General features: G+C 35.1%; 26 protein-coding genes. 9 read left to right on the top strand and 17 right to left on the bottom strand.

All coding sequences use genetic code 11. From position 1 onward, the window contains the following. From H601_RS0106200 to H601_RS0106235, 8 genes are all read right to left on the bottom strand, one after another. Positions 1 to 262 (bottom strand): transposase (locus tag H601_RS0106200; RefSeq protein ID WP_026710698.1); only part of this gene is annotated, 262 nt, incomplete at its 3' end. Between the two features lie 36 nt (positions 263 to 298). Then, positions 299 to 3085 carry a DUF7149 domain-containing protein gene (locus tag H601_RS15360; protein WP_156900354.1) on the bottom strand — a complete coding sequence of 929 codons (2787 nt, stop codon included), beginning with the start codon at positions 3083 to 3085 and terminating at the stop codon, positions 299 to 301. Between the two features lie 137 nt (positions 3086 to 3222). After that, positions 3223 to 4020 (bottom strand): hypothetical protein, encoded by a 798-nt coding sequence (locus H601_RS0106210; RefSeq protein WP_156900355.1) that lies wholly within the window; start codon positions 4018 to 4020, stop codon positions 3223 to 3225. Between the two features lie 27 nt (positions 4021 to 4047). Then, entirely contained in the window at positions 4048 to 5766 is a 1719-nt protein-coding gene (locus tag H601_RS0106215) for a phospholipase D-like domain-containing protein (protein ID WP_026710700.1), read from the bottom strand. A gap of 16 nt (positions 5767 to 5782) precedes the next feature. Then, positions 5783 to 6724, bottom strand: a complete 942-nt coding sequence (locus H601_RS0106220; RefSeq protein ID WP_026710701.1) for a hypothetical protein — start codon at positions 6722 to 6724, stop codon at positions 5783 to 5785. 4 nt (positions 6725 to 6728) lie between these two features. Beyond that, complete coding sequence (locus H601_RS0106225) at positions 6729 to 7706, bottom strand: hypothetical protein (RefSeq protein ID WP_026710702.1); 978 nt, start codon at positions 7704 to 7706, stop codon at positions 6729 to 6731. A gap of 9 nt (positions 7707 to 7715) precedes the next feature. Then, positions 7716 to 8741: a hypothetical protein gene (locus H601_RS0106230; protein WP_026710703.1), complete on the bottom strand. Its 1026-nt coding sequence runs from the start codon at positions 8739 to 8741 to the stop codon at positions 7716 to 7718. A 49-nt stretch (positions 8742 to 8790) separates the two neighbouring features. Further along, entirely contained in the window at positions 8791 to 9093 is a 303-nt protein-coding gene (locus H601_RS0106235) for a hypothetical protein (RefSeq protein ID WP_026710704.1), read from the bottom strand. Between the two features lie 853 nt (positions 9094 to 9946). Here H601_RS0106235 and H601_RS0106245 point away from each other — a divergent pair. From H601_RS0106245 to ygiD, 3 genes are all read left to right on the top strand, one after another. Continuing rightward, a complete protein-coding gene (locus tag H601_RS0106245; RefSeq protein WP_026710705.1) occupies positions 9947 to 10780 on the top strand; it encodes a CvfB family protein in 834 nt (277 codons plus the stop codon). A gap of 67 nt (positions 10781 to 10847) precedes the next feature. Continuing rightward, the gene (locus H601_RS0106250; protein ID WP_156900356.1) at positions 10848 to 11102 is read left to right on the top strand and encodes a hypothetical protein; all 255 of its coding nucleotides are present in this window, start codon (positions 10848 to 10850) and stop codon (positions 11100 to 11102) included. A gap of 139 nt (positions 11103 to 11241) precedes the next feature. After that, entirely contained in the window at positions 11242 to 12075 is an 834-nt protein-coding gene (ygiD, locus tag H601_RS0106255) for a 4,5-DOPA-extradiol-dioxygenase (RefSeq protein ID WP_026710707.1), read from the top strand. 6 nt (positions 12076 to 12081) lie between these two features. Here ygiD and H601_RS0106260 read toward each other — a convergent pair whose 3' ends face one another. The 4 genes from H601_RS0106260 to H601_RS0106275 form a co-directional block, all read right to left on the bottom strand. Next, the gene (locus H601_RS0106260; protein WP_026710708.1) at positions 12082 to 13290 is read right to left on the bottom strand and encodes a serine hydrolase domain-containing protein; all 1209 of its coding nucleotides are present in this window, start codon (positions 13288 to 13290) and stop codon (positions 12082 to 12084) included. A gap of 62 nt (positions 13291 to 13352) precedes the next feature. Beyond that, entirely contained in the window at positions 13353 to 13799 is a 447-nt protein-coding gene (locus H601_RS15365) for a PH domain-containing protein (RefSeq protein WP_051220679.1), read from the bottom strand. Beyond that, a complete protein-coding gene (locus H601_RS0106270; protein WP_026710709.1) occupies positions 13796 to 14902 on the bottom strand; it encodes a C1 family peptidase in 1107 nt (368 codons plus the stop codon). The genes H601_RS15365 and H601_RS0106270 overlap by 4 nt, the downstream gene beginning before the upstream one ends. A gap of 5 nt (positions 14903 to 14907) precedes the next feature. Continuing rightward, positions 14908 to 15429: a hypothetical protein gene (locus H601_RS0106275; RefSeq protein ID WP_026710710.1), complete on the bottom strand. Its 522-nt coding sequence runs from the start codon at positions 15427 to 15429 to the stop codon at positions 14908 to 14910. Between the two features lie 60 nt (positions 15430 to 15489). On the opposite strand from H601_RS0106275, the gene H601_RS0106280 reads away from it, so the two are divergent. Genes H601_RS0106280 through H601_RS0106305 form a run of 6 tightly spaced genes read left to right on the top strand, consistent with a single transcriptional unit; the run spans position 15490 to position 21178 of the window. Continuing rightward, on the top strand, positions 15490 to 16329 hold the full coding sequence (locus H601_RS0106280; RefSeq protein WP_026710711.1) for a 1,4-dihydroxy-2-naphthoyl-CoA synthase: 840 nt from the start codon (positions 15490 to 15492) through the stop codon (positions 16327 to 16329). Between the two features lies 1 nt (position 16330). Then, positions 16331 to 16960 carry a PH domain-containing protein gene (locus tag H601_RS15370; RefSeq protein WP_051220680.1) on the top strand — a complete coding sequence of 210 codons (630 nt, stop codon included), beginning with the start codon at positions 16331 to 16333 and terminating at the stop codon, positions 16958 to 16960. Continuing rightward, positions 16947 to 18455 carry a PH domain-containing protein gene (locus tag H601_RS0106290; RefSeq protein WP_026710712.1) on the top strand — a complete coding sequence of 503 codons (1509 nt, stop codon included), beginning with the start codon at positions 16947 to 16949 and terminating at the stop codon, positions 18453 to 18455. The genes H601_RS15370 and H601_RS0106290 overlap by 14 nt, the downstream gene beginning before the upstream one ends. Before the next feature lie 38 nt (positions 18456 to 18493). After that, on the top strand, positions 18494 to 19435 hold the full coding sequence (gene menA / locus H601_RS0106295) for a 1,4-dihydroxy-2-naphthoate octaprenyltransferase (RefSeq protein WP_026710713.1): 942 nt from the start codon (positions 18494 to 18496) through the stop codon (positions 19433 to 19435). Between the two features lie 18 nt (positions 19436 to 19453). Next, positions 19454 to 20131, top strand: coding sequence for a metal-dependent hydrolase (locus H601_RS0106300; RefSeq protein ID WP_026710714.1), 678 nt, complete (start codon positions 19454 to 19456; stop codon positions 20129 to 20131). Between the two features lie 3 nt (positions 20132 to 20134). After that, positions 20135 to 21178 carry an o-succinylbenzoate synthase gene (locus tag H601_RS0106305; RefSeq protein WP_026710715.1) on the top strand — a complete coding sequence of 348 codons (1044 nt, stop codon included), beginning with the start codon at positions 20135 to 20137 and terminating at the stop codon, positions 21176 to 21178. Here the strand turns inward: H601_RS0106305 and H601_RS0106310 are convergent. From H601_RS0106310 to H601_RS0106330, 5 genes are read right to left on the bottom strand one after another with little or no spacing between them, the layout of a single operon-like run. After that, positions 21164 to 21649, bottom strand: a complete 486-nt coding sequence (locus H601_RS0106310; RefSeq protein WP_026710716.1) for a nuclear transport factor 2 family protein — start codon at positions 21647 to 21649, stop codon at positions 21164 to 21166. The two genes, H601_RS0106305 and H601_RS0106310, sit on opposite strands and share 15 nt — an antisense overlap. After that, positions 21633 to 22109, bottom strand: a complete 477-nt coding sequence (locus tag H601_RS0106315) for a hypothetical protein (RefSeq protein WP_026710717.1) — start codon at positions 22107 to 22109, stop codon at positions 21633 to 21635. Before H601_RS0106315 ends, H601_RS0106310 begins: the two co-directional genes overlap by 17 nt. Beyond that, positions 22106 to 22780 (bottom strand): peptidoglycan DD-metalloendopeptidase family protein, encoded by a 675-nt coding sequence (locus H601_RS0106320; protein ID WP_035655662.1) that lies wholly within the window; start codon positions 22778 to 22780, stop codon positions 22106 to 22108. The genes H601_RS0106315 and H601_RS0106320 overlap by 4 nt, the downstream gene beginning before the upstream one ends. Before the next feature lie 10 nt (positions 22781 to 22790). After that, positions 22791 to 23555, bottom strand: a complete 765-nt coding sequence (locus H601_RS0106325; protein WP_026710719.1) for a TIGR02757 family protein — start codon at positions 23553 to 23555, stop codon at positions 22791 to 22793. A 4-nt stretch (positions 23556 to 23559) separates the two neighbouring features. Next, entirely contained in the window at positions 23560 to 24231 is a 672-nt protein-coding gene (locus H601_RS0106330) for an ABC transporter ATP-binding protein (RefSeq protein ID WP_026710720.1), read from the bottom strand. Between the last annotated feature and the right edge of the window lie 217 nt (positions 24232 to 24448).

Raw genomic sequence — 24448 nt, forward strand, 5'->3', positions numbered from 1 at the left:
AGCTACCATTACGGTCTCTGGGTGTTTCTAATTCAAAACTTCCTAAACCACTGGTAATTGTTTTCTTTGCTTTACCGTTACGCCTATTTTTTTCTGATTTAGTCTCTTGGACGTGATCTGTTATTTCACTCTCAAGTGAAGCTTCTAAAATCATTTTTAAAAGCGGTGTAAAAACACCATCTGCACCTGTCAAGGGTTTACCTTGCTTTAATTTCTCTATAGCTGACTTAGAGAAAGACTCAAAATCGAATTGTTCGCTCATAATAAATCAAATTTAAAAAATTCATCCTTCTATTTTTTATATTTGACACAGTTTATTGAGCATACTCGTACTTGACGTAATGTAACACAAACTATAATCTTTTTTTAGAATAAACATACCTAATTCATAAAAAAGAGTATAAATGTCACCCCTTTTTTCAATTGATTTATATTGACTTTCTAATTTAAAATAATCTATATTAGACTTTTCTAATGAAAAATACGGCGGATTCCCAATCACCACATCAAACCCCACAAAATCACCTTGGTCGTTCAGCACCTCCGGAAACTCAAACCGCCACTCAAACGCATTTTCATAAATCTTGTTGCTCTTGATTTCTTCCAACTCGGTTTCCAGTTTTTGCACGTCGGCACTCAGCGTGTTTACCTTTTTGTTCCACTCCGTTTGCTCTTTTTTGCTGCGTTCAAACAAGCCCACTTGTTGCGTATAATTAAATAACTCGCCTTTTAACTTTTCTAACCGCAGTTTCTTCGGGTCGTTCACCGCAATTTCACTCCTAAAATTCCCCTTAATGTCGGCAATCAATTGCTCCATCTCCCGCTTTTGCTCCTTGTTCTCCGCATTGCGATACGTGGCCACCGCCAACTTATAACTCTCTATGTTCCACTTGCTCTGCTTCAAGGCTTTTTTCAAATCCGCCTCCAACCCAAAACGGCTAATCAACGAATTCCCGCATTTGATGTTGATGTCAATATTCGGCAACGTCTCCAACTCCCTAAAATCTAAACCGCCCCGTCTATTCTCTATATTCTTTTCTCTATTTTCTATATTCTTTTCTCTATTTTCTATACTCTTTTCTCTATTTTCTATACTCTTTTCTCTATTCTCTCTATAATACGCATTCTTCAACAACTCAATCCACAACCGCAATCGGCAAATCTTCACCGAATTCGGGTTAATGTCCACGCCAAACAAACAGTTTTCAATAATCGTCTGCTTTTCGTGAAACAAGGTTTCCTGTATGCGTTGGCTTTCTTTGTTGTTGGGGTTATACACAAACGGCAATCCGTCTTCATCCGTCACAATCAATTCGTCGTTTACAATGTCAATGTGGTATTCTTTCAAGCGTTTGCCATTGCGGTCCACCAATACTTTTAAATCGTGTTTAATCGCAATCATCTCATTCAACGCCGAAACCAAAAAGTGTCCCGAACCCACTGCCGGGTCACAAATTTTAATGCTGTTAATGATGGTATTGGCTTCTTTGGTATCGTCAATTTTGTTGTATAAACCGTCAAAATCGGCACAATCCCAACCTTTCACTTCGTTGAACTTTTGCAACACCGCCCGGCGAATGGTTTCTTTACACATGTACATCGTAATGAAACTGGGCGTGTAAAACGAACCGTCTTTGTAACCGTTTATTTTTTCAAAAATCAAGCCCAACACCGAGGCGTTAATCAAGGTTTTGTTGTCTTCCTGAATGTCTTCGCTGCCTTCACTCGCAAAATCATAGGCATCCAAAAACGAGAAGAAATAGGGCAACGCTCCTTGCTCTCCCGTTTTTTTCTTTCCGTTGGCATCTTTAATCACCGTACCGCTCAAATAGGGCAGGGGAACATGGTCTTCCAACCCCGAAATAAACAAGGTGTGGTGTTCCAAATCGGTGGGTTCAAACAGTGAACTGTTCAAATACGGCACGTTGGCAAAAGGGATTTTCACCCGTTCGTTGCGGTCTTCGGGTTTTTTGGCCAAGACCATAAAGAACAACGCATTGAGCTGGTCATAATCCGGAATCAAGTCGGCATGTAAAAACGCATAACGTTTGTCGCCTTTGTGGTAGGCAATCAATTGAGCTTCCAACAGTTTGAGAAACAAAATCCGGTTCACCCACGTGATGCACAATTCCAGGGCAACGGTAAACAAGCGTTCGTCATAGGTGTCGCCATATTGTTTCACGTTGGGCAATCGGTTGATTTTATCAAAACTATCCAATTGATTCATCGTGTTTTCCAACAACGAACCCGCCAGTCGCTGACCTGCTTTGGGGCGTTCGATGAGTTTTTTGCCGCCTTCTTTGGTTTCGGTTAAGCCAATCAAATGCAACAATTCGTTATAAAAGTTTTTGTCCAACGAGTTGCTGTCATTGGCAAACGAAAGTTTAAGCAAATGCTCCGGCGAAAGCAATTTATATAAAACGATGAGTTGGGTATCGTCGGTTTTGTCGTCGTTGCGAAGAATTTTATCGTAGGAAGCCAAATCAAAATAGGTGTATTCGATTTTGTCTAAAAGCGTCTCGATAAACGGTTTAGCCATCTCCCGATAAAAGAAATCGGTGGAGGTACCGGAAAGTTTTCCTTCTTCAAATTCCTGAAATTGTTTAACAAACGCTTTATTTTGAGCAAATAATTTATCGAACAGTTGTCCGTCAAAAATAAACCACTCGTTTAGGTTGGTCGCCACCAAGTGTTTGATTTCAAGGTTTTTGTGCGTAATGCGTTCCCGCAAAAAGTAGAGCACCAATTCCTGCAAGGCTTTGCTGTTGAGGTTTTTCTCAGAAAGCATTTCGGCCTTATTCGCCGGACTTTTCGCTTCAATAATCACGCCCACTTGGCTAGAGGCTTCCTTACCGGTGTGAATCACCAAATCATTTCTCCCTTTGGTATTGATAAAATGGTTGGGGGAGTAGTAGGTATTTTTTAGAAAGTCGGCAATGAGGTTTTTGTGAAACTCCTCCGATTCCTTTTCAGAGCAACTATTCAAAAGCAAAATCAAATTGCTTTTAAAGAGTTCAATCCCCGAGCGGTTGGGTTTTATTTTCAAAAAGGCTTTGTTGAGAGCTTTGCGAGGTTCGATGTGCATGTAGAATGGTTTAATGCTCAAATTTAGGTTTTTTAAATAAAATTAACAATCTAGTTTCGCAAAATAATTGGGAAACTAGATGGCTAAGGTAAAAAGTGATTTTTACTATTTTTTACTGGAATCCGTAAAGGTTGGAATTATTCTTCTTCTACGACACCATTTCCAAAATAATTCACATGAAAGAGCTGTTGGTCAATTTGTCCTTTTACGGTCCATGATATTCCAAATGCAACTAGCATAACGGTTTCCAACCAATAGGTGAGGTTGTAGTCATCAGACCAAGTTACATCTGAGATAAAAAGCACTAGAAGAATCAACATACAACTGAACATGACAATGGCACATTTTTTAAAGATGTGATGTGATTTGTTTTTGCCAAAGTTTTCAGGCTCTTTCGTCCGTCTGAAATTTACAAACGAAATAATGGATAGGGCAACAAAGAAAAGTACTGCGGCTCCGTAATGAATGTATCCGGTGGCATCGGTGGCTACAAACGCTCTGAAATTGTCTTTCATACACGGATCAGCACTCGTTGGAAAAATAACCACCAAAAGAGCCATTGCCCCAGCAAAATTGCACATAAAGTTATCGCCGGGAATTTTGTGATATTTGCCATAAGCGGGACGGTCATACCCACGATAGCAAAACAAAAACAACGACACGGCACACAACGCTCCTGTAAAAAGTTCTCCCACCGTAGAATAGTAAAAATGACTTATCGAATCTTTGAGGTTATCTCCCGCATCGTACCCATCCGAAAAGGTAATCCACAACGGATTGTGCAAAATACCGGATTCATTGATAATCGCATTGAGTATCCAAAGGCAAAAGGGCAGGAGCATCCCAATAATTCCTACGGCAAGACGTATTTTATGGTAGGAAATGATGCGGTTTTCGGGTGGTTTGGTTTGTTGAGGTGGAGGGGTTGTAGACATTTTCATATAAAATAATATTTTTCTAATTTACGAGAAAAGCTCTCTATCCTTTATTTTTTTTAAATTAGTGTAAAATGGTTCCCACCATGTCTTTTCAACACTTGAGGTTGGTGGACGCTTTAGAATTAATTTTGTTTTTGTTTTTTTAGATTCTTTAACAGCTAATCGAAAGTGATAATGGTCAAAAATTCTTAATGCTTCTATCATATATGAAGTTGCTATCTTTTGATCTTTTATTAATAATAAATTTTCACCATTTTTAGTGTCTGCTGTCAACGAAAAATTATAAGAACCTAAATATACTCTTGCCGTTGGTTTATCAAAATCGATGACGATAAATTTATGGTGCATACGATTTCCTCTACCTCCTTTTGGTTCAGAGATAAAAGGTTCAGGTAGATTTTTTGACAATTCAGAAGGATAAACAGGTAGGATAGTGCCATCTGGTTTTCTTAATTCAAAACCTCCAATTTTTTTATCAGCCATCCCATATACAAATGACTCACTATTATTTGTTATTGTAGTTATAATATCTCTTATGCCACCTTGAGTTTGAGATAAAAAAGCCAGTGAATAAAATAATGAAGATTCAGTTTTACTTACATCGTTTGCAATATGGTCGAGTACTGCATTTATTTTACTGTGAGGAGAAAAAGTAGTTTGAATGTCTATGCCCGGGATATCGATTGTATTCCAAGTTGCAGATGTTGTTTTTCCAAAAGCTTTAACATTATTTTTTTCATTAGTAAAGTAATTTTCAAAAGCAATTTTAAATGGTTTGATTGCTTCTTCACCATAAACGATTACTGCGTTATTTGCTTGTACATAAAAACCTCGCCATGAAAAGTTAGTAGAACCATAAACTGCTGCTTTTATAGAATTACCTTCTACAATTATAGTTTTATTATGTTGTAGTTGTCCCATATGTTGCCTTTTGATATTATTAGTTGATTTTGATAAGATATCATAAGCTTTGTTCTCTGCTGAACCATGCTCTTTATGGTCTTTACTGTCGTCAATAATAATGCTTAAACGATTTTCTAATTTTGCCAACTTTTCGACCATTTCAGGTAAATTTAAATCATAAGCAATAACTTTTACTTGAGCTGATGTATCATTTATCGCATCGTCTAATAATTTCAAAATAACATTTCTAGCTTCAAATCCCATCCAAGCAAGAGCTTCGTTTGCTTTTGGATGAACAGGAGTAAAATCCAAACCTTCTTTTGATAATGTTGGTAAAAGTTTTTGAATGCCATTATCAGCATTATATCGATCTACAAAAGCTTGAGAACTTATAAATCCTCTTGTAAAAGTAACATTTACTTTACCTTCATACGTTTCTCTGTTTAATTCAATTGCTATTTCTTGTTTTTCACCATAGGATAATTCCATAGAATTACTCATAAAAACAGGTTTAACTTTGTATAAAAATTCACCTTTTTTTTCTGGATTCATAGGAAAATGAATCCATCTAAACAGTTGTATTGGGGCTAATAAACTTGAGATACTTTTTTTACCATCTTTGAATTTAGTTCCCTCAAAAGCAATTCTATTTTGTATAGCAAAAAATCTATCACCATTAGGTTCTTTGTATTCTATTGAAAAACCGACAAAATCATTAGGTGGATTTCCTTGTTTCCAATTCATTGCTAAAAGCAACATACCTTCACCTCTGTAAGCTTTAAGGGAAAATAATGCATTTTTATTTTTTCCCGTAATAATAAAGTTATTAGTGTTTGCCATTTTTTTTAATAGTTTTTTAATTTAAAGAAGTAATATACTTAACTCTATTGCATTTAAATTTTATTGATTTAAAATCGTTTTCAAATGGGATGATTAATTTTTTAACTTTTGATTTTGTAGAGTCTTTGTATATTATTAATATTTCATATGCTATTGGAAAAGATATCTTTTGCTTCAACGTTTCTTTATATTTATCCGCATAATATTTAATTATGGAATCTTTTTCACGAAGTTTTTCTTCCATTTTATCTGCAAGCTCCATCTCACATTTTGAATAGGGAACTTTGAATGATAAATACTTAAAATAATTATTTGGGTTACCAATAAATTCATAGGAGTTACTGAAATAAATTTCGTTTTTTACTGATTCATTTATTACTATAGATTTACGCTTATTTGCATTATTAGATTTAAATTCTTCTATTGAAAGAAGGTTATATGCATTGCAATTTCTTTTTGAATCAATATTAATTTCAAAGTTCCAATTAATTATTTTTTTTTTCTTTTTAAATTCAATTTTAATTGTTTTATTATCACTACTCTTCACAGTCCCAAAGTAAAACGAATTAAAAAAGAACGCGTTAGGATATGAAATTTTTCCACCTTCTTTTTTTAATAAATATTGTTGAGTTTTATCATAAATATATTTAGATGGTATTGTTGAAATATACAGAACTTTGTTTCCATTAAAAATTAAGTATTGTACTTCAATCAATTTATTGTCTTTTGAATCATCAATTGTTATCTCATTGTAAAGATTTGTTTCTGATTTGTTTACATATAATCTCCTAATAAAAACTTTTGATGTGGAATCTGTTTTAAATGATTCAGTAATGTTCCTATTGATGATATCATGTTTGATATTTATGTCATTTTTAACGTAATAAAAACTTTTTCCACAACTAGTTAAAGTAAGAATTGATATTATTGGTAGAAAAATAATAAGATAATGTTTCATTTTTTTAATTCTTAAAATTATTGCTAATCATAAAAATGGATGGTTCAATACAATTATAGCTTTTGTAAGGAACAATATGAAAAGCATTATCAATAATCCAATGAATTAAATGTTGTCCGTCAAAAGGCACAGAATTATATGAGGATAGTGCTATTCCTATTCCATTATTAGCATTAAATGATTGAATATTTAATTTCCATAAACTTTTATTGTATTTGATTTGATTTGAATCTCTATAATCAACATTTGATGAGTTAATACTATTGGCTAGCTCGAATGAATTTTTACTATATCCTGAAAACTTATGATATGATAATTCAAAATGATAAGATTTAAGTTCATTAATCCCACCAATATCACCATCATAAGAAAGAATCCCTCCACCTGTATGATAGCGATCATAATCATCTCCTAATAAAAAATATTGAAAAGGCATTCCGTCATTATAATAGGATAATTGAAAACGACTATGATTAATATTTAAGAAACCAACCTTTTGAAACGATTTATTTAGATCAGAATAAAAAACCAAATTTGTTCCCAAGGATATTGAATAGTTGTAAGGATTTTGTAAAGATGGTATTGCAAAATCAGAAAAATAACGTAAAGAAACATTTCTAGCTAAAATAGAGTTGTCTAAATATTTGGAATTCAAGCGTCCTGCCGTTAAAGTAAAAGCAATTATTGCTTCAAAAGTCGTTTTATTACAATTTAATGAATCTTTATGGGTTCCAAGTCCACCATTGTATAATTGCAATTCACTATTTATTGAAGGATATAGCTCGTTAATAATCCATCTGCTAGCAATACCCATACTTGATGAAACTCTAAAATTAATTAATGGTTCGTCATTTTTTTTAAAATCTAATTCTAATTTGGCTTTTAAAGTAAAACCATATTGAACTTTATCTATCAGCCTTTCATTTTGAGAATATAAATGATGAGTTAAAGTACAAATTAATAATGCAAATGAAAATTTCATATTATGAGGTTAAGGAAGAATTTGAAGACCAACTGCTATTCTCTCATTACGTAACACTTTTTCACTGCCAAACGTTGATACTATTGCAGATAATCTGAATTTTTGCATCAAGGTTACACCAGCTATAATTTTACCATTTAAGAATCCTTTTTCATTATTAATGCCTAGGTTAGAATAAAAATCTTTTGTTCCAAATGAATAATCAACATTTCCTTGAAGAAAAAAATTAAATTCTTTATTATCTGATGAAGCAGAAACGAAACCATATAAACCAAAACTTCCATTTGCTGTACTAGTTTCTATATCATTTCCAAAACCTTTTATATCAGTAGCACCTTTCATTTGAAAAAATAAATAGCCTAACATCAAATCATTGGATTCACCATTGTATGTAGTAAGTAATGGTAACTCAAAGGAAAGATAAAAATTACCTCCACCATTAATTAGTCTTGTAAAAGCCTCTTGTTCTGTTTCACTTTTTTCAGATATTTCATCTTCAGTATTTTCCTCCTCATCTGATTCGTTTTGTGATGCTACAACACTTCCAAAAGATATTCTAAACCAATTTAAATTGTCAGTAATTAATTCTGACTGAGCAGAGGCACCATTAAAGTTTGTATTCAATGAAAAAGAATTTAAATATTTTGTATTGGAACTTTCTTTATTATATAATTCATTAAAGAATTTATCTCTACTTTCGATTGTTTTAGTAGGAAAAAACCAAGAATAATTAATTGAAGAAATCTTCTTAATTTTTTCTTTTTCTAACCTTATTCTGATTTTCTGTTGAATTTTAATGAGATTTGTTATTGAATCCATTTCTTCAACTGAACTCATAGAAGGCATTACACCTTCCAATCTCAATATTTCATTATCGCAATTTTGAATTTCTCGGTTGTATAAATTTTCATAATTTTGTTGAACTTGATTATATGTAGTTGTTTCTTCAACACTTTTTAAATTCAAAGTACTCCCTTGACCAAAAGCAAAATTTTTTAAAAATAAAATTGTTGTAATAAGTAAAATTTTTTTCATTGTGTTTGTTATTAAATTAAGTTTATTATGGTACGATGTTAATTTTTTATCACTTCGGACTCGGTGCCAACAACCCCACCAACGCTCCCAACGCTGTAGAACCGATACCCACCAAAAAATCGGGTACTTTAGCGGTTTGTGAATCACTTGCTTTAAAAATGATTATACTACCTAGCACAACTGATGCTATCAAAACCAATCCGACTATAATCACAATCGTCATAAATACCCATGGCTTTTCAATTGGTTTCATTTGTTCTAAATACTTAACGGGGTCTTGCTTAAACAAAGCCATCTCCTTGGGATCTGACTCAATTATTTTCTTTAACTGTTTGAATTCACTTGCTGCCATATGATTTTGATATTTGTTACTCTTCAAACTTAAATCAAAATAGAACACCAAAACATCCCTACAAATAGGGATTTTTCTCGTAATCAATTACTTATAAAAAATTATGGTATTTTCACTCATCTCTTAATGGGTACGGAAAGTTTGAAAATAGGGTGTGGAAATTGTAAAAATCTAAAAAATCAAAAAAATCAAAAAAATTGATAATCCTACTTTCCAAAATTTTAATTTAAAAAATTATTAGTCAGATTTTCAATTACTTTGATTCCGTAATTTGGAAAAAGCTAAACACGAAAATGAGAGTGTAAGGATTAATTTTTTTCCATTACCCCATTGCCAAATAGCCTCATTGATTGATGAGATTCCTCCTGCGTCGGAATGACACAGCCGGGGAAGAGAGCAGTTGAAATAAAAGAAAATGTTGCACAAACTAATCCGTGTTCATCCGCCTTTGCAAAGCAAATCCATAAAAAACCGCGTCCATCCATTCCATCCGCATCATCCGTGTTCCATTACCTTAATGCCCCTTAATTCCTTAATGGTAAAAAACAAAAGCGAAGCGTCTTTGCTTTCTCTGTGCCTCCTTGGCGACCTTTGCGGTTAAAAATAAATTTTAAGTATAAAATGGCAACCATCAGAACATGACAACCCAAACGTATCCGTGTTCATCCACCTTTGCGAAGCAAATCCAAAAAAATCTGCGTGCATCTGTTCCACCCGTATCATCTGCGTTCCATTGACACATTACCGAATTGACACATTGCCGAATTACCCCATTGCCCCATTACCGAATTGCCGAATTGACACATTACCAAATTGCCACATTAAATTCATACCTTTGCCAAAAAAGAAATCCATGCTCGCACTCGGCATATACCATACCCTCAAAATCGACAGAAGCACTCAAGTGGGATTATTCCTCACCAACGGCACTGACGATGTACTTTTACCCCTAAAATACGTACCCAAAGCCTTTCAAATTGGCGAGGAGCTTACCGTTTTTGTGTATCTCGATCATGAGGAACGTCCGGTGGCCACAACCTTGAAACCGTATATTACGTTTGGAGATTTTGCCTTTTTGAGGGTGAATTATACCAATAAGTTCGGGGCGTTTTTAGATTGGGGATTAGAAAAGGATTTGTTCGTTCCCTTCAAAGAACAAGCCCGTGAGATGGAACAAGGAAAACGCTATTTGGTGCATCTGTACTTGGACAAACAAACCAATCGGTTGGTAGCTTCCAGTAAGTTAAATCAGTTTTTGAATCAAACGGATGCTACTTTCCAAACCGGAGAAGAAGTGCATTTGATTATTTCTCACGTAACTGACATGGGTGTAAACGTTATCATTAACGGCAACCACAAAGGCTTGGTCTATAAAAATGAAGTCTATCAAGATAAAATACGTCCCGGCGACAAAACCAAGGGCTACATCAAGTTAGTACGTCCCGATGGTAAAATTGATGTTACGTTTACAAAAGTAGGAGTGGAGAGCATTGAAGAGCATGCCCAAACGATTTTAAACGAATTAAAAGCCAACAGAGGTTTTCTTCGCCTAACAGATGATAGTCATCCGGAAGACATCAAAACGGTACTTCAAATGAGTAAAAAGGCGTTTAAAAAAGCCATCGGAACACTTTACAAACAACATAAAATAACCATCAAACCGGATGGCATTTATTTGATTGACTAATTCATTCATGGTTGAAACTGTGGGGAAATTTTACTCTAGTATGCACAACAAACCCAAAATATACCTCATGCTCAGTATCCTTTCGGTCTTGCTGTTGTTTTTGTCGGTGGTCAAACGTTTCTACACCATAACCCTTTGGGAAGAATCGATAGATGTCATTTGGGTACCAACCTTGTTGTTGATTTTTACGTTGCCTTTTTTAAACATTGTTGAAATCATTAAAAATCCGGACGAAAATAATCTATTGCATTGGTTAGCTTTGGTGTTTAATGTTTTGAGCATGTATTTACTACTTCGCCATTTGGGCATTGGTTTGTTGTAAATCTTTCTTTTGATTATCATTACTTTTTAAATTAGGTGAATCATTTTGTATGTAACAATAAAACTATATATTTGTATATACAAATAACATGCATTTGAACCGATTATCTTTTATAAAAACACTCGTAGGAGGAGCAGGTATGGCAACATTACACCCTTTTTTAAATTGGACCGATGATTTGGCGGAACAAGACGTTCTCATGCCGGTTTTGTTTATTGGTCACGGTTCTCCCATGAATGGAATTGAAAACAATTCTTTTTCACAAACGTGGGCTAAGTTTGGTAAAGAAATTCCTCGTCCAAAAGCGGTGTTGGTTATTTCCGCCCATTGGTTGACAAAAGGCACGCATGTAACCGCAATGGATAACCCGAAAACGATACATGATTTTGGTGGCTTTCCTAAAGCTCTCTTTGAGGTACAATATCCCGCCAAAGGAAATCCTATTCTTGCCAAAACAACGGCAGAGTTGATTCATTCAACGCATGTAGGACTCGACCATGATTGGGGTCTCGATCACGGCACATGGACCGTAGTGCGACACATGTATCCAAAAGCCGATATTCCGGTATTGCAATTGAGTATTGATTATCATCAACCGGCTGCTTATCATTATACTTTGGCCAAAGAAATCGTGTCGCTTCGTAAAAAAGGAGTACTGATTATTGGTTCCGGGAACATGGTACACAACCTTCAGAAAGTGGCATGGGACAAATTGAATGTTCCCAATTATGGGTTTGATTGGGCGATTGAAATGAATGAAGTGTTCAAACAGAAAATAAATGAAGGTAATCATCAAGCGTTAATTGCTTATGAAAAACTTCATAAAGCAGCTTTATTGGCGGTACCTACACCAGACCATTATTATCCTTTATTGTATATTTTGGGATTGCAAACGCCCAAAGATAAGGTCTCCTTTTTTAATGACCAGTTGGTTGGTGGTTCATTAAATATGACGTCGGTAAAAATAGGCTAAAAGAACTTATTCTTTTTCATCTAATTCAAATGGAAAGTCTCTGAACAAAGCGGTTAATCGCATGGCTCGATACGTTTTTTGAGTGTATTTATTGGATAAAGCAATAATTACTACCGTATCTTTTTTCATCGTAATATAAGAAGAAGTATTACCATGCCACCATCCGTTGTGGTAATGCATCGTTTCGCCATTATCAAATTCTTTCATTCGATAGCCCAATCCGTAATTGTTGAAGCCTCTTTTTTCATAGCTGTAGCCTTTCAATGCTTCTTCCAATAAGTCTTTGCGGAGAAATGTTTCAGAATAAGTGGCCAAATCAAATTTTACCATGTCGCGAAGCGAAGCATAAATATTTTTATCACCATAAATCGCATCAAATTGATCCCAACCATGGTTCACATAATTGGTTTTATACGACTGAGCAACTTGTTTTTTTTGGGTTTCAAAATCAATTACAAAACTATCGTTCATGCCAAGCGGTTCAAAGACATACGATTTCATGGCCTCCGGAAAAGATTGTGTGGTTACTTTTTCAGCAATCAAAGCCAAAATCGCATAGTTAGTATTGCAATAATTAAAATTACGGTTATCTTTTGAAAGTAAAGGAAACTTGTGTTTTTTTAGGTATTGCAGCACATCTTCATTTGACAATATTTTTCGGGTATTCCATTTTTTGATGTATTCACTAAATCGGGAATAATGCGGTAAACCACTTCGATGATTCAACAAAGTTCTAACAGACGTCTGTGTATAAGGAAAATCAGGTAAATAGGTCTGCACTTTTTCATCTAACGCAATTTTGTTTTCCTGCACTAATTTTAAAATTAAGGTAGCTGTTAACACTTTGCTCACTGAGGCTAAATGCAAAGCCGATTGGGCATTGATTGGTTTTTTCTCGGCAAAGTTTTCATAGCCTTTGTAATCTTCAAACAGAATTTTCCCGTTTTTAGCCACTAATAAAGCCCCACTGAAATCAGCTAAACCGATATTTTTTCGATAAAAGGCCTCAATTTTTTGTTGCTTTTGGGATTTAAATTCTTCTGAAACCGGATTAAATTCAATCGCTAACGGAATGGTAATCAAAAGTGAATCTATTGCCGGCACGGGTTCTTCCTCCGGAATATAATGAGCTAAAAGGGGAGCTTCCTCTTTTTTCTGACAGGAAAAAGCTATATATAAGGAAAGAATTGCTAAAGCAATTTTTAATTTATTCATGCCAATTTGGGTATTCAGTTGTTTGGTAAAAACAAAACTAACTTTTTTGAATTAAAATACACTCAAATTAATTCAATTTTAGGATTAATTTTCAACAAGTAATTAACAAACTCGGTTTTATCCTTTGGAGAAATATAAATGTCTTCAAATTTGTCATAATATAAATAAAGACCATTCATACTCAAAGCGGGTTTCATAAGACTCTTTTGGTACCACCCTTTTTGATGCTCAATTTTACGTATCTTCATGATGTTTATTTTACCCCGAATAGGACCACTATTGTAATGAAGTAGTTCACCTTTGATAACATATTTAGTATCAAATAGCATCCAAAAGAAGGCAATACAAATAGCTGTTAAAAGCAAGTTTACCCCAATCGCTTCCGGTTCTGTACCAATTTCAAACCATAAGAAAACGTTTAAAATAGCTAAAGCGGTTCCAAAAACGGTAATGAAAATACCGCTAGAGCGACTTACTGCCGAGGGGAATACCATTTCTTCTTGTGTCATAAACCAAGTTGCTTAGTAGTTTTTTCAGGTAGAGCCTTGCGGTGTACCATTACAGAGATGCCTTTTAATTGTAAATAAGCAACGCTCATATATATAAAACCATCTTTTCCCGAATCACTGCCCCATGAATTTTTAACTTTATAATATAACTTGCCATTTTGGTCTTTAACAGTTCCCACAATGTGCATCAAATGATCATCTTGGGTGGTTAGATTCTCAAAAGCTGCTTGTCTGTTTGAGGCAGTAACCACCATTTCCGGTTTACTTTCCGTTAGGATAGATTTTACATCCGTCTCTTCTTGGGGAATAACAGCAATGCCGTGTTTACCGGAAAAAGTCGGTTCACTTACATCACAATCTAAGGCAAGTGAGTAGCCTTTTTCCAGTGCAACATCTACACAAGCAATCCATTCTTCTAATGGGAGATTATAAAAATGGCCATTAGAAAAATTATCAGGAATATTTAATATAAAGGAGGAATAATAAGGAGCATGCGTAAAAGAGGTCAAACTCACATAATCTGATGGGTTGAGTTGCGTAAATTTTGCGAAAGTTTGAGGAGTATATTTTTTTCCTTCATACATAAATTCCGTTGGATTTTTCCCCAAATAAATATCCAATACCGCTTCAATGGATGTTTTCCAGTTCGTAGAAAGTTTTTTACCCGGATTTTCTACAAACACTTTCAACATTCCTTCTAACAATGCTTGCAATTCGGCATGGTTATGAGAAGTCTGTTGTCCATTCAAGCCTGAAAAAGCCTCTTCCGGTACTAATCCAAATGCTTGTAAACTATTGATTACATCATGCGAAAGTCCGCCCTCACTAAACTGTGCTTTACCTTGTCTTGAAACATAATTTTCAGCTTTTTTGACATAGGTATTTCGCACTTGGTACATTTCGGATAAGTTGATTTTTTTTCCGCTGATGCGAATAATTTCTGCTTCCAGAAAAGAAATGGTAGAATAAGACCAACAGGTTCCCGTATTTCCTTGCGACAATACCGGTTGACAACTAATTTCTTTAATGGTTTGAAAAGAGTAGGGTTGAGACCATCCCATCCCAATAGTGAATAAGCAACAAAGAAGAAGTATTTTTTTCATGACCATTATAATGTTAAAAGTTGAAAGGAATCGGTAAGTTGATACAAGAGTGTGCGACCTTGCAATTCTGTCTCGCTGAACACCATCATTGCATACATCTTATTGTTTTGAAGTAAAGTATATACTTGTGCATAATAATTCCCCACTTTATCCACTGAACGCATGGCAAGTAAAGTTTTGTATTCCTCAAAAATTTCTGAAACCAACGTTACCTGCAATCCCATTTGACCGGCAAAATTATTCACACTGCCGTTTTTAGAGTTCTTTAATATTTTTTTGTTCACCTCCATATTGGCAGTAAGGTTTACCCCTTCCGGATAGGTTGCCTCTGTCATTAACAGCATGGCACCTTCGTGCATCAATTGATAGGTTTTTACATGTGTGTCGCCCGCTTCGGTAACAATATCCTGTTCTGCTTCTTGTGGTTGTGCCGGAAAAGTAATTTCAAATGTAGTAGTTTTAATGGTTTGTGTGAAACCGTAAAAACTTAACAATAAGAGAATTAGTGTATAAAGTGATTTTTTCATGTTACTACCTATGGTTTTAAAAAGTTAAAAATAGTATTTTTACGGTAAATTTTGAAGCTTATGAAAGAAATTAATTGGCAAACCGCCAGAGAATTTGAAGATATTACGTATAAAAAATGTAACGGTGTTGCCCGTATCGCTTTTAATCGTCCGGAAGTTCGAAACGCTTTTCGTCCAAAAACTACGGCTGAATTGTACCAAGCTTTTTATGATGCACAAGAAGATACTTCCATTGGCGTTGTATTGCTTTCCGCAGAAGGACCTTCGCCAAAAGATGGGGTGTATTCCTTTTGTAGCGGCGGCGACCAACGGGCGAGAGGTCATCAAGGGTATGTGGGTGATGATGGCATGCATCGTTTAAATATTTTAGAAGTGCAACGCCTTATTCGTTTCATGCCTAAAGCAGTTATTGCCGTTGTACCCGGTTGGGCAGTAGGCGGCGGACACAGTTTGCATGTGGTGTGTGATTTAACGTTAGCTAGTAAAGAACACGCCATCTTTAAACAAACTGATGCCGATGTAACCAGTTTTGATGGTGGCTACGGTTCTGCGTATTTGGCTAAAATGGTCGGGCAAAAGAAAGCAAGAGAGATTTTTTTCTTAGGGAGAAATTATTCCGCTCAGGAAGCCTTTGAAATGGGAATGGTAAATGCCGTGATTCCACATGATGAATTAGAAGATACCGCATATGAGTGGGCACAGGAAATATTGGCAAAATCTCCCACTTCAATCAAAATGTTGAAATTTGCTATGAATTTAACCGATGACGGCATGGTGGGACAACAAGTTTTTGCAGGTGAAGCCACTCGACTAGCCTACATGACCGATGAAGCAGTAGAAGGTAGAAATGCTTTTTTAGAAAAACGTAAACCTAATTTTGAAAAGAAATGGATTCCATAATATGAGGCAAGAACACTTTACGAATGAACCGATTTCTTTTGAGCATTTACCTCAAGTAGAAGCCGTTTCCTTTCAAACTATTCCAAAGCAATATCTAAATATTGTATATATCAATAATGCATTACTAACGGTTATTTTAGGAATGTTGTTGATGTTATTTACTTTCTTTAATGAATGGATACGAGCTCAAATGCTTGTATTTGGTTCTGTTTTGTTCCTTTTTATCGGACTTCTTTTTTGGATGTCATTTATTGGTTATCGAAAAAAAGGCTACGCAGTTAGAGAAAAAGATATTTTATTTCGCCACGGAATTATTTCCACCACCACCACGATTATTCCCTTTAATCGCATTCAGCATGTAGCGATACATGAAGGTTTTTTTTCGAGAATGTATGATTTAAGTGAATTACAAATTTACACCGCCGGAGGAAGCAGTAGCGATTTGCACATTCCGGGTTTGCCAAAAGAAGAAGCAGAACAAATCAAAACCTATTTGTTGAATCAAATTTCTTCTCAAACTTTTAAAACTCCTGAAATAGAATTCATGGAAGAGTCAATTCCTGAAGAACTGGTTCCGGATGAATCATCTACAACCCAAGAAGCAGCCTCAACTGACGATGAAACAGTTTAATCCAAAGGATTTTTCTCAACCCCAGCGGCAATCCATCAATGGTATAGTAATTATGTACATGGATACGCTACAAGATATTGTGCGAAATTTGTTTTTGCCTTTAGCTGTAGTGTTGTACCGCTTAGATGGTTCAAAAATGGTTTGGGTAGTAGTAGGTGTTTTACTTTTATTGGTTTTAATTGGCTTTATAGCTTATTTAAAGTACATTCATTTTACCTTTTATTTGGATCAGGAAAAGCAAGAATTTGTCATACAAAAAGGAGTCATCACCAAAAATAAAATAACCATTCAACTGGATAAAATTCAACAAGTAAACATCAATCAATCCCTTATTCAAAAGTTGGTTGGCGTTTATAGTGTGGATATTGATACAGCCGGAAGCAACAAAAAAGAAGTCAGTATTCGAGCGGTTGATAATGCGTTGGCATTGCATTTGAAACAGCAATTACTCTCGAATGAAAAAACGATGCTGTCAACTACAATTACTGAAGAAGAAGCAGTTAAACCTTTTTTAAATATTCGTTTATCTACTTTGTTTAAAGTAGGAATTACATCTAACTACGGAAGAAGTATTGCTCTTATTTTGGGATTTATTGGTTCATTGTATGGAAGTTTTCAAGAAGTAACACAAACTATTGAGGTTGATGAAGAACAAGTAACCGGTATCGTTAATCAAGGCATCAATTATTTTTCGTTTTCGTTTTTTTTGTTACTGATTTTAGTTTTGGTATTGCTTATTAATCTGGTGCGAACCTTAGTAAAATATTATGGTTATCAAATGACGTTTCAAAAAGGAGCAATTGCCATTCAACACGGATTATTCGCCAAAAAGAATACGCTTTTAAAACCCCTAAAAGTGCAACTTACAATTGTGCGGCAGAATTTTTTTCAACGTAAATTAAGGCTATTTGATGTACATTTAAAACAAGCCGCTGCCACCAATGAAGTAGAGGAAGAAGGAAAAAAAAGTAGCGAAATTGAAATTCCGGGTTGTCAGCCGGATGAAAAGGAAATTATTTTACGACAATTAGGGTTGTCAAATGAACCCGTACTTAAAACTTTTTTGCCCAATTATCGGTATTTAATTAAAGCCATATTACTCGGCATTATTTTACCTGTGATTATCACTTTACTTGTGGCACTATACATTTATTCACCTTTACATGCGTATTTGCCGTGGTTGGGTTTGTATGTGGCATTTGTGATGATAATTGTGTATTTCCGTTTCAAAAACTATCGATTATTGGTCAACAACGACTTGATTATGATCAAAAAAAATGCGTGGGATGTGCAATTTCAACTTTTGGAAGCCTATAAAATTCAGGGGATTACTACTCAACAATATTTTTGGCATCAATCGGCTGATTTGGTGCATCTTACTTTTCATACCGCTGCCGGTGATGTAGGTTTTCATTTTGCCAATTATTCGGAGTTAAAACCCTGGATTAATTATTGGCTATATTTGGCAGAACGTAGTCAACAAAATTGGATGTAATTTGTTAATTTTACTTTACTTTTGTAAAAAAATTAGTTATGAAACATTGGATTGAAGCCGCTCGTATACGTACCTTGCCGTTATCTGTTTCCGGAATTTTGGTTGGAAGTTTTTATGCATTGGCTAAACCTACCGAAAACGTATTGACGCCCACACAAGTATTCAGTTGGAAGATTTTTTGCTTGTTGTTGCTAACTACAATCGGATTGCAAGTATTGTCTAATTTTGCCAACGATTATGGCGATGGGGTAAAAGGTACTGATAATGAAGACAGAATTGGTCCGACAAGAGCTTTACAAAGCGGAGCAATTTCTCCCGCTGCCATGAAAAGAGCGATTATCATCACCGCTTTCCTTACGTTTTTATCTGCTGTTTGGTTAATTTATACCGCTTTCGGATTGCAATACATGTATTATTCTTTGTTCTTTTTGGCTTTGGGAATCGTTGCCATTGCTTCTGCCATTCGCTATACTGTTGGTAAAGGAGCTTATGGCTATAAAGGCTACGGAGATGTTTTTGTATTTGTATTTTTTGGTTTAGTAAGTACGTACGGTTCTTATTTTATGTTTTCAAAAGTAATTGATTTGTATTTGCTTTTACCGGCTATTGCTATCGGTTTTTTAAGTGTTGGCGTACTAAATCTCAACAATATGAGAGATGAAGCCTCTGACCGTAAAGCCGGAAAAAATACCATTGTGGTAAAAATGGGTGGAGAAAACGCTAAAAAATACCATTACTTTTTACTTATCTCGGCCATGATTTTATTATTGGTATTTGGATTCACACAGCAATTTGCCATTGACCAATTTATTTATGTGATTGTGTTTTTCCCCATCATAAGCCACATGCTTAGGGTAATGAAAACCAAAAATCCGGCAAATTTAGACCCGGAATTGAAACGATTAGCTATAAGTACATTTATGGTATCATTGCTTTTATCGCTTTGTATGATCTATTTTATTTCAGATGTAATTGTCTAATTCAAAACAAAATACGCTATGAAAATTACGTTTTACGGACACGCTTCTTTAGGAATTGAAGTAGGAGGTAAGCACATTTTAGTTGATCCGTTTATTTCCGGAAATCCAAAAGCGGCTCATATTGCTATTGATTCGCTTCTAGCGGATTATATTTTGCTAACTCACGCTCATCAAGACCATATTTTAGACGTGGAAGCCATTGCTAAGCGAACAAATGCAACCATCGTTTCCAATTGGGAAATAGCAACGTATTATGGCAACAAAGGTTTTAACAGTCATCCCATGAATCATGGTGGAAGTTGGAATTTTGATTTTGGTAAAGTGAAATATGTGAATGCAGTACATTCCAGTTCTTTTCCGGATGGATCCTATGGTGGAAATCCCGGTGGTTTTGTAATTGAAAGCGAACACAAAAATATTTACATTGCCGGAGATACAGCTTTAACGATGGATATGAAACTGATTCCACTTCGTACGAAATTGGATTTAGCCATTCTACCCATTGGTGATAACTTTACTATGGATATTGATGATGCTATAATTGCAGCTGAATTTGTAGAATGTGACAAAATTTTAGGCGTTCACTTTGATACATTTGGCTACATCGAAATTGACCATGAAGCGGCCATTAAAAAGTTTTTCAACAGCGGAAAAGATTTAATGTTGCTTGAAATAGGTGACTTTATTGAATTGTAACGTTTGAAAGCGACTTATCAAAAATACATATTAGATTTCAAACGCCCTTCCGGCACTTCCAGAGGTGTTTTAACCCAAAAAGAAACCTGGTTCATCGTTTTAGAAGATAACGGTAAGCGAGGAATAGGAGAGTGCGGTATACTTCGTACCCTGAGTATTGATGACCAACCCGATTATGAAGAAAAGCTGCAATGGGTGTGTCAAAACATTCATCTGGGAGTTGATCAACTTTGGGAGGCACTCATCGAGTTTCCTTCTATTCAATTTGGAGTTGAAATGGCATTTCGTTCGTTGGAAAATGAAAATCCATTTGAATTGTTTCCTTCCACTTTTACTTCAGGAATGGAATCAATGGAAATAAATGGGTTGGTTTGGATGGGTGAGGAAGCCTTTATGAAAGCCCAAATTGAAGAAAAATTGGCCCAAGGTTTTCGATGCATCAAATTGAAAATCGGAGCCATTGATTTTGAAAAAGAGTTGGGATTATTAGCCTTTATTCGACAACATTTTGATGCTAAAACCATCGAAATTCGTGTGGATGCAAACGGTGCTTTTGATTTAAATAACGCTTTAGATAAGTTAAATCAATTAGCTGGTTATGAATTACATAGTATAGAGCAGCCTATTGCGGTAAAACAGCATGACAGGATGGCAGAGCTGTGTAAAATCACTCCTTTACCTATTGCCTTGGATGAAGAGTTGATTGGTGTATTTTCAATACCTGAAAAACGTCAATTATTACAAAAGATCACTCCACAATTTATCATTTTAAAACCCAGTTTGGTTGGTGGATTTCGCGGAGCTCAAGAATGGATTGACCTTGCAGAAGAATTGAACATCGGTTGGTGGGTAACGTCTGCTTTGGAAAGCAACATTGGTTTAAATGCCATTACGCAGTGGACATTCACGCTGCAAAACCCGATGCCGCAAGGGTTGGGTACGGGTGGATTGTATACGAACAATATTGATTGTCCATTAGTTATTGAAAGTGGTAGAATTCACTATCGACAAGTTTTAGGATGGAAAACGGATTTAATTGGTTTTTAAACCTTGTTCTTCCCTATATTTCTGAAGTGCAGTTCGAGCTTGTTTTTGGATGGCTTTTTGCATAAAAGGAGTCCATCCTAATACATATCCCTTCCATCCTAAAGCCATACCGCTCCATTTCCAAAGGTTAAATCGATCGTGATGACGATAAATTAAATGGTCTTTAAATTCAAAGTTAGCTTGGATTTTATTCACCACTTTTCGATTGGTTTTGCTGAAAGTGTAATGAGCAGTCCACAGAAGAGAACCTTTGTTTTCAAAAGTGTTTACATTTGTAAATTCAATTTTTAACTTTCCTTTGCTGTTTTTTAAGAGCATTTTCCACATAGCCACTACTTCTTGTTGAGATAGTTTGCCAAATGCGGGGTCAGCGAACTCAGCTTCCGGATGATAGCAGCTTGCCATGGTTTCTCCATCGCCTTTGCTGAAAGCATCATAAAATTTTAATAAAAGGTTATGGTTCGTAGTCATCTTTCCAGTCGGTTGAGTTGATTGAAGTTATTTTATTTTCTTGATTGATATACACTTGTAGTTCTTTGATTCTGTATTTCTTTTCATATTCGCATTGGTAGCGGAATAGCGTAATTTTTGTATCTTCATTATACCTCACTTCTTTTAATTTCATGTCAATAAATTGTCCAAAACCTCTTAAAACTTGATGGCAAGTCATGGAAATTTTATTCTGCGTGATTTTCTGAATGACTTCCTGAGTAGCTTCTTCGGTCGTAAACGGTTTAAATGTGGAAGTATTACAGGTCATCAACATTCTTTTTCCTAATTCATAACTTCTTTTTTTCTGAATAGAGGTAGCAGAAGACAATTCAATCTTTTCAAAATTAGCTTTTATTTTTTCTTTAGGTAAAGAATTGTTTTTAGCTGATTTACAACTGATAAAAAGTAAAATTAAACTATAAAAAACTATTTTTTTCATTTGCTTATTTTTAGTAAAAGATTGGGATCCGGACAATTTTCTTGGTAAAAAGCGACATCACTTTTTTTGCATACACCCGGATAATCGCCAACATAATCACCAAGCGATTGAATGAGTTGAAAATGCAAATGTGGAGCATAATCTCCATTTTCGGAAGGTTCACCCAAAATGGCAATTTTTTCCCCTTTTGTTACTTTTTGACCAGTTTGTAAGTCCTTTACACTTTCTAACGACAAATGACCGTATAGCGTATAAAATTCACATTTATTTAGCATGTGCTTCAGGATAACAGTTGGACCGTAGTCGCCAAAGCCAGCATTGTTTTGCACACTCATGACTTCCCCGTCAAGGGCAGCTAAAACAGCTACCGGTTCATTAATCCACAAGTCTAAACCAATGTGAATGTTCCGTTCATTTACCGGATTTTCATTAAAAAGGTGACTTCTTTGATATAAATTTCTTCGTTCCATATATCCACCAAAAGCCACTTGAGCATGATTTCTTTTTAAATGAAAATCAATTGCTTTTATATAGTCGTCAGCAGTTTTAGGCTGTAAGGTAGTCAGCAATTCACTTTCCGGTGATAAATCAATCGGACAATATGCTTCATAGGGAATAGAAGCCTCTAAAACGTAACAATCGGTAATTTTTAAAAGTGCTTCAACTAACATAAAAAAGAATTTAAAAATGTTCAAAAACACCCAAACCAAACAAAGCAAAATCATATTTCACCGGATCGATTGGGTCGAGGAGTCTAAGTTGTTCATCTAATTCCGCCAAGGCTTTGGCATCGTTTTGTTTTCGGGTGAGTAAATTTAATTTTCTAGCCACATTTCCCGAATGTACATCTAACGGACAGGATAATTGTGAGGGTTGTAAGCTCTTCCAGATACCAAAATCAACCCCACAATTGTCTTTTCGTACCATCCAACGCAAAAACATATTAATGCGTTTGGCTGCAGATTGCTGTAACGGGTCGGAAAGATGTTTTTCGGCTCGTTTAAGATGCTCAATTTCAAAAAATACTTTTTTAAATGCACTAATAGCAGGCTGTAGCGTTGTAGATTCTTGATGGTTGGTAAAAACATTTTCCAAACCACCATGACATTGATAAATATGTTTAAGGGCTTTAATAAATGTTATAGCATCTGTTCCATTAAAAGTGCGATGCACAAACGATTCGATTTTGGAAAGATCAGAGGATTGATGATTTACTACAAATTCATAAGGTGAGTGATCTAAATACTCCATCAATTGCCAGCCGTTTTTGATAATCATTTTGCGATTTCCCCACGCAATAACAGCAACTAAAAAGGCTGCAATTTCAATGTCTTCTTTCCTTTGAAAGGCATGTGGAATTTGAATTGGGTCACTTTCGATAAATCGAGGATGGTTGTATAATTCAACTTTTTTGTCTAAAAATTCTTTTAGCTCTTCCAATTGCATTTTGTCACAGTTCAGAAGTTGCAAATAAACCGTCTTTCATCACTAATTTTCGGTCAGCCATGTTGGCTAAAGTCTGATTATGGGTTACAATCACAAACGTTTGTCCGAATTCATCTCTCAATTTAAAAAAGAGTTCATGCAAATTTTCTGCTGATTGCGTATCCAAATTACCCGACGGTTCATCGGCAAAAATGACAGCCGGTTGGTTAATTAAAGCTCTAGCAACTGCCACTCTTTGTTGTTCACCGCCAGACAGTTCACCAGGTTTGTGATTACTGCGATGAGAAAGACCTAAATAATTAAGTAAGTAATGTGCGGCTTCTTCTGCTTCTTTTTTTTCTTTTCCGGCAATAAAAGCGGGAATACATACATTTTCTAATGCTGTAAATTCCGGTAGCAATTGATGAAATTGAAAAATGAATCCCAATTTTTTATTCCGGAATATTGACAATTCTTTATCGTTTAGAGAGAGAATAGAATCTCCATCAATTAATAGTGAAGAAGCAAATTCTTTTGATGGTTTTTCTAAGGTGCCCAAAATTTGAAGCAATGTTGTCTTTCCTGCACCGGATGCTCCTACAATTGCCACAATCTCTCCTTTTTTTACTTCCAAGTCAACGCCTTTTAAAACGTGTAATTGGTCAAATTTTTTATGAATGTTTTTGGCTACAATCATGTGTTTCAGTTTTCACAAAGGAACAAAGTTTTTCATTGATTTTGAAGAAAATTGATTTTTATTATAGTGGAATAAATAATAAATTTACGTTAAAGGGTGTATTTTGTTTAATATATCCATATATTTGTTAAACAAATTTACAAAATGAAATTCGTATCACTCTTCATTTCTCTGGTAATCACTTCTTGTACGGCTCAAGAAAAAAAACCTTTACCCG

The sequence above is a fragment of the Flavobacterium filum DSM 17961 genome (genome assembly GCF_000425465.1).
GTDB classification, from domain to species: Bacteria; Bacteroidota; Bacteroidia; order Flavobacteriales; family Flavobacteriaceae; genus Flavobacterium; species Flavobacterium filum.

Coding starts and splice junctions, on each gene's coding strand:
- H601_RS15360 (WP_156900354.1), bottom strand. CDS start 3,085: ATGCACATCGAACCTCGCAAAGCTCTCAACAAAGCCTTTTTGAAAATA.
- H601_RS0106330 (WP_026710720.1), bottom strand. CDS start 24,231: ATGATTGTAGCCAAAAACATTCATAAAAAATTTGACCAATTACACGTT.
- H601_RS0106245 (WP_026710705.1), top strand. CDS start 9,947: ATGCTCGCACTCGGCATATACCATACCCTCAAAATCGACAGAAGCACT.
- H601_RS0106315 (WP_026710717.1), bottom strand. CDS start 22,109: ATGAAAAAAATAGTTTTTTATAGTTTAATTTTACTTTTTATCAGTTGT.
- H601_RS0106230 (WP_026710703.1), bottom strand. CDS start 8,741: ATGAAAAAAATTTTACTTATTACAACAATTTTATTTTTAAAAAATTTT.
- H601_RS0106320 (WP_035655662.1), bottom strand. CDS start 22,780: ATGTTAGTTGAAGCACTTTTAAAAATTACCGATTGTTACGTTTTAGAG.
- H601_RS0106300 (WP_026710714.1), top strand. CDS start 19,454: ATGAAAATTACGTTTTACGGACACGCTTCTTTAGGAATTGAAGTAGGA.
- H601_RS0106210 (WP_156900355.1), bottom strand. CDS start 4,020: ATGTCTACAACCCCTCCACCTCAACAAACCAAACCACCCGAAAACCGC.
- ygiD (WP_026710707.1), top strand. CDS start 11,242: ATGGCAACATTACACCCTTTTTTAAATTGGACCGATGATTTGGCGGAA.
- H601_RS0106250 (WP_156900356.1), top strand. CDS start 10,848: ATGCTCAGTATCCTTTCGGTCTTGCTGTTGTTTTTGTCGGTGGTCAAA.
- H601_RS15370 (WP_051220680.1), top strand. CDS start 16,331: ATGAGGCAAGAACACTTTACGAATGAACCGATTTCTTTTGAGCATTTA.
- H601_RS0106270 (WP_026710709.1), bottom strand. CDS start 14,902: ATGAAAAAAATACTTCTTCTTTGTTGCTTATTCACTATTGGGATGGGA.
- menA (WP_026710713.1), top strand. CDS start 18,494: ATGAAACATTGGATTGAAGCCGCTCGTATACGTACCTTGCCGTTATCT.
- H601_RS0106280 (WP_026710711.1), top strand. CDS start 15,490: ATGAAAGAAATTAATTGGCAAACCGCCAGAGAATTTGAAGATATTACG.
- H601_RS15365 (WP_051220679.1), bottom strand. CDS start 13,799: ATGACACAAGAAGAAATGGTATTCCCCTCGGCAGTAAGTCGCTCTAGC.
- H601_RS0106220 (WP_026710701.1), bottom strand. CDS start 6,724: ATGAAACATTATCTTATTATTTTTCTACCAATAATATCAATTCTTACT.
- H601_RS0106215 (WP_026710700.1), bottom strand. CDS start 5,766: ATGGCAAACACTAATAACTTTATTATTACGGGAAAAAATAAAAATGCA.
- H601_RS0106260 (WP_026710708.1), bottom strand. CDS start 13,290: ATGAATAAATTAAAAATTGCTTTAGCAATTCTTTCCTTATATATAGCT.
- H601_RS0106275 (WP_026710710.1), bottom strand. CDS start 15,429: ATGAAAAAATCACTTTATACACTAATTCTCTTATTGTTAAGTTTTTAC.
- H601_RS0106290 (WP_026710712.1), top strand. CDS start 16,947: ATGAAACAGTTTAATCCAAAGGATTTTTCTCAACCCCAGCGGCAATCC.
- H601_RS0106225 (WP_026710702.1), bottom strand. CDS start 7,706: ATGAAATTTTCATTTGCATTATTAATTTGTACTTTAACTCATCATTTA.
- H601_RS0106310 (WP_026710716.1), bottom strand. CDS start 21,649: ATGACTACGAACCATAACCTTTTATTAAAATTTTATGATGCTTTCAGC.
- H601_RS0106235 (WP_026710704.1), bottom strand. CDS start 9,093: ATGGCAGCAAGTGAATTCAAACAGTTAAAGAAAATAATTGAGTCAGAT.
- H601_RS0106325 (WP_026710719.1), bottom strand. CDS start 23,555: ATGCAATTGGAAGAGCTAAAAGAATTTTTAGACAAAAAAGTTGAATTA.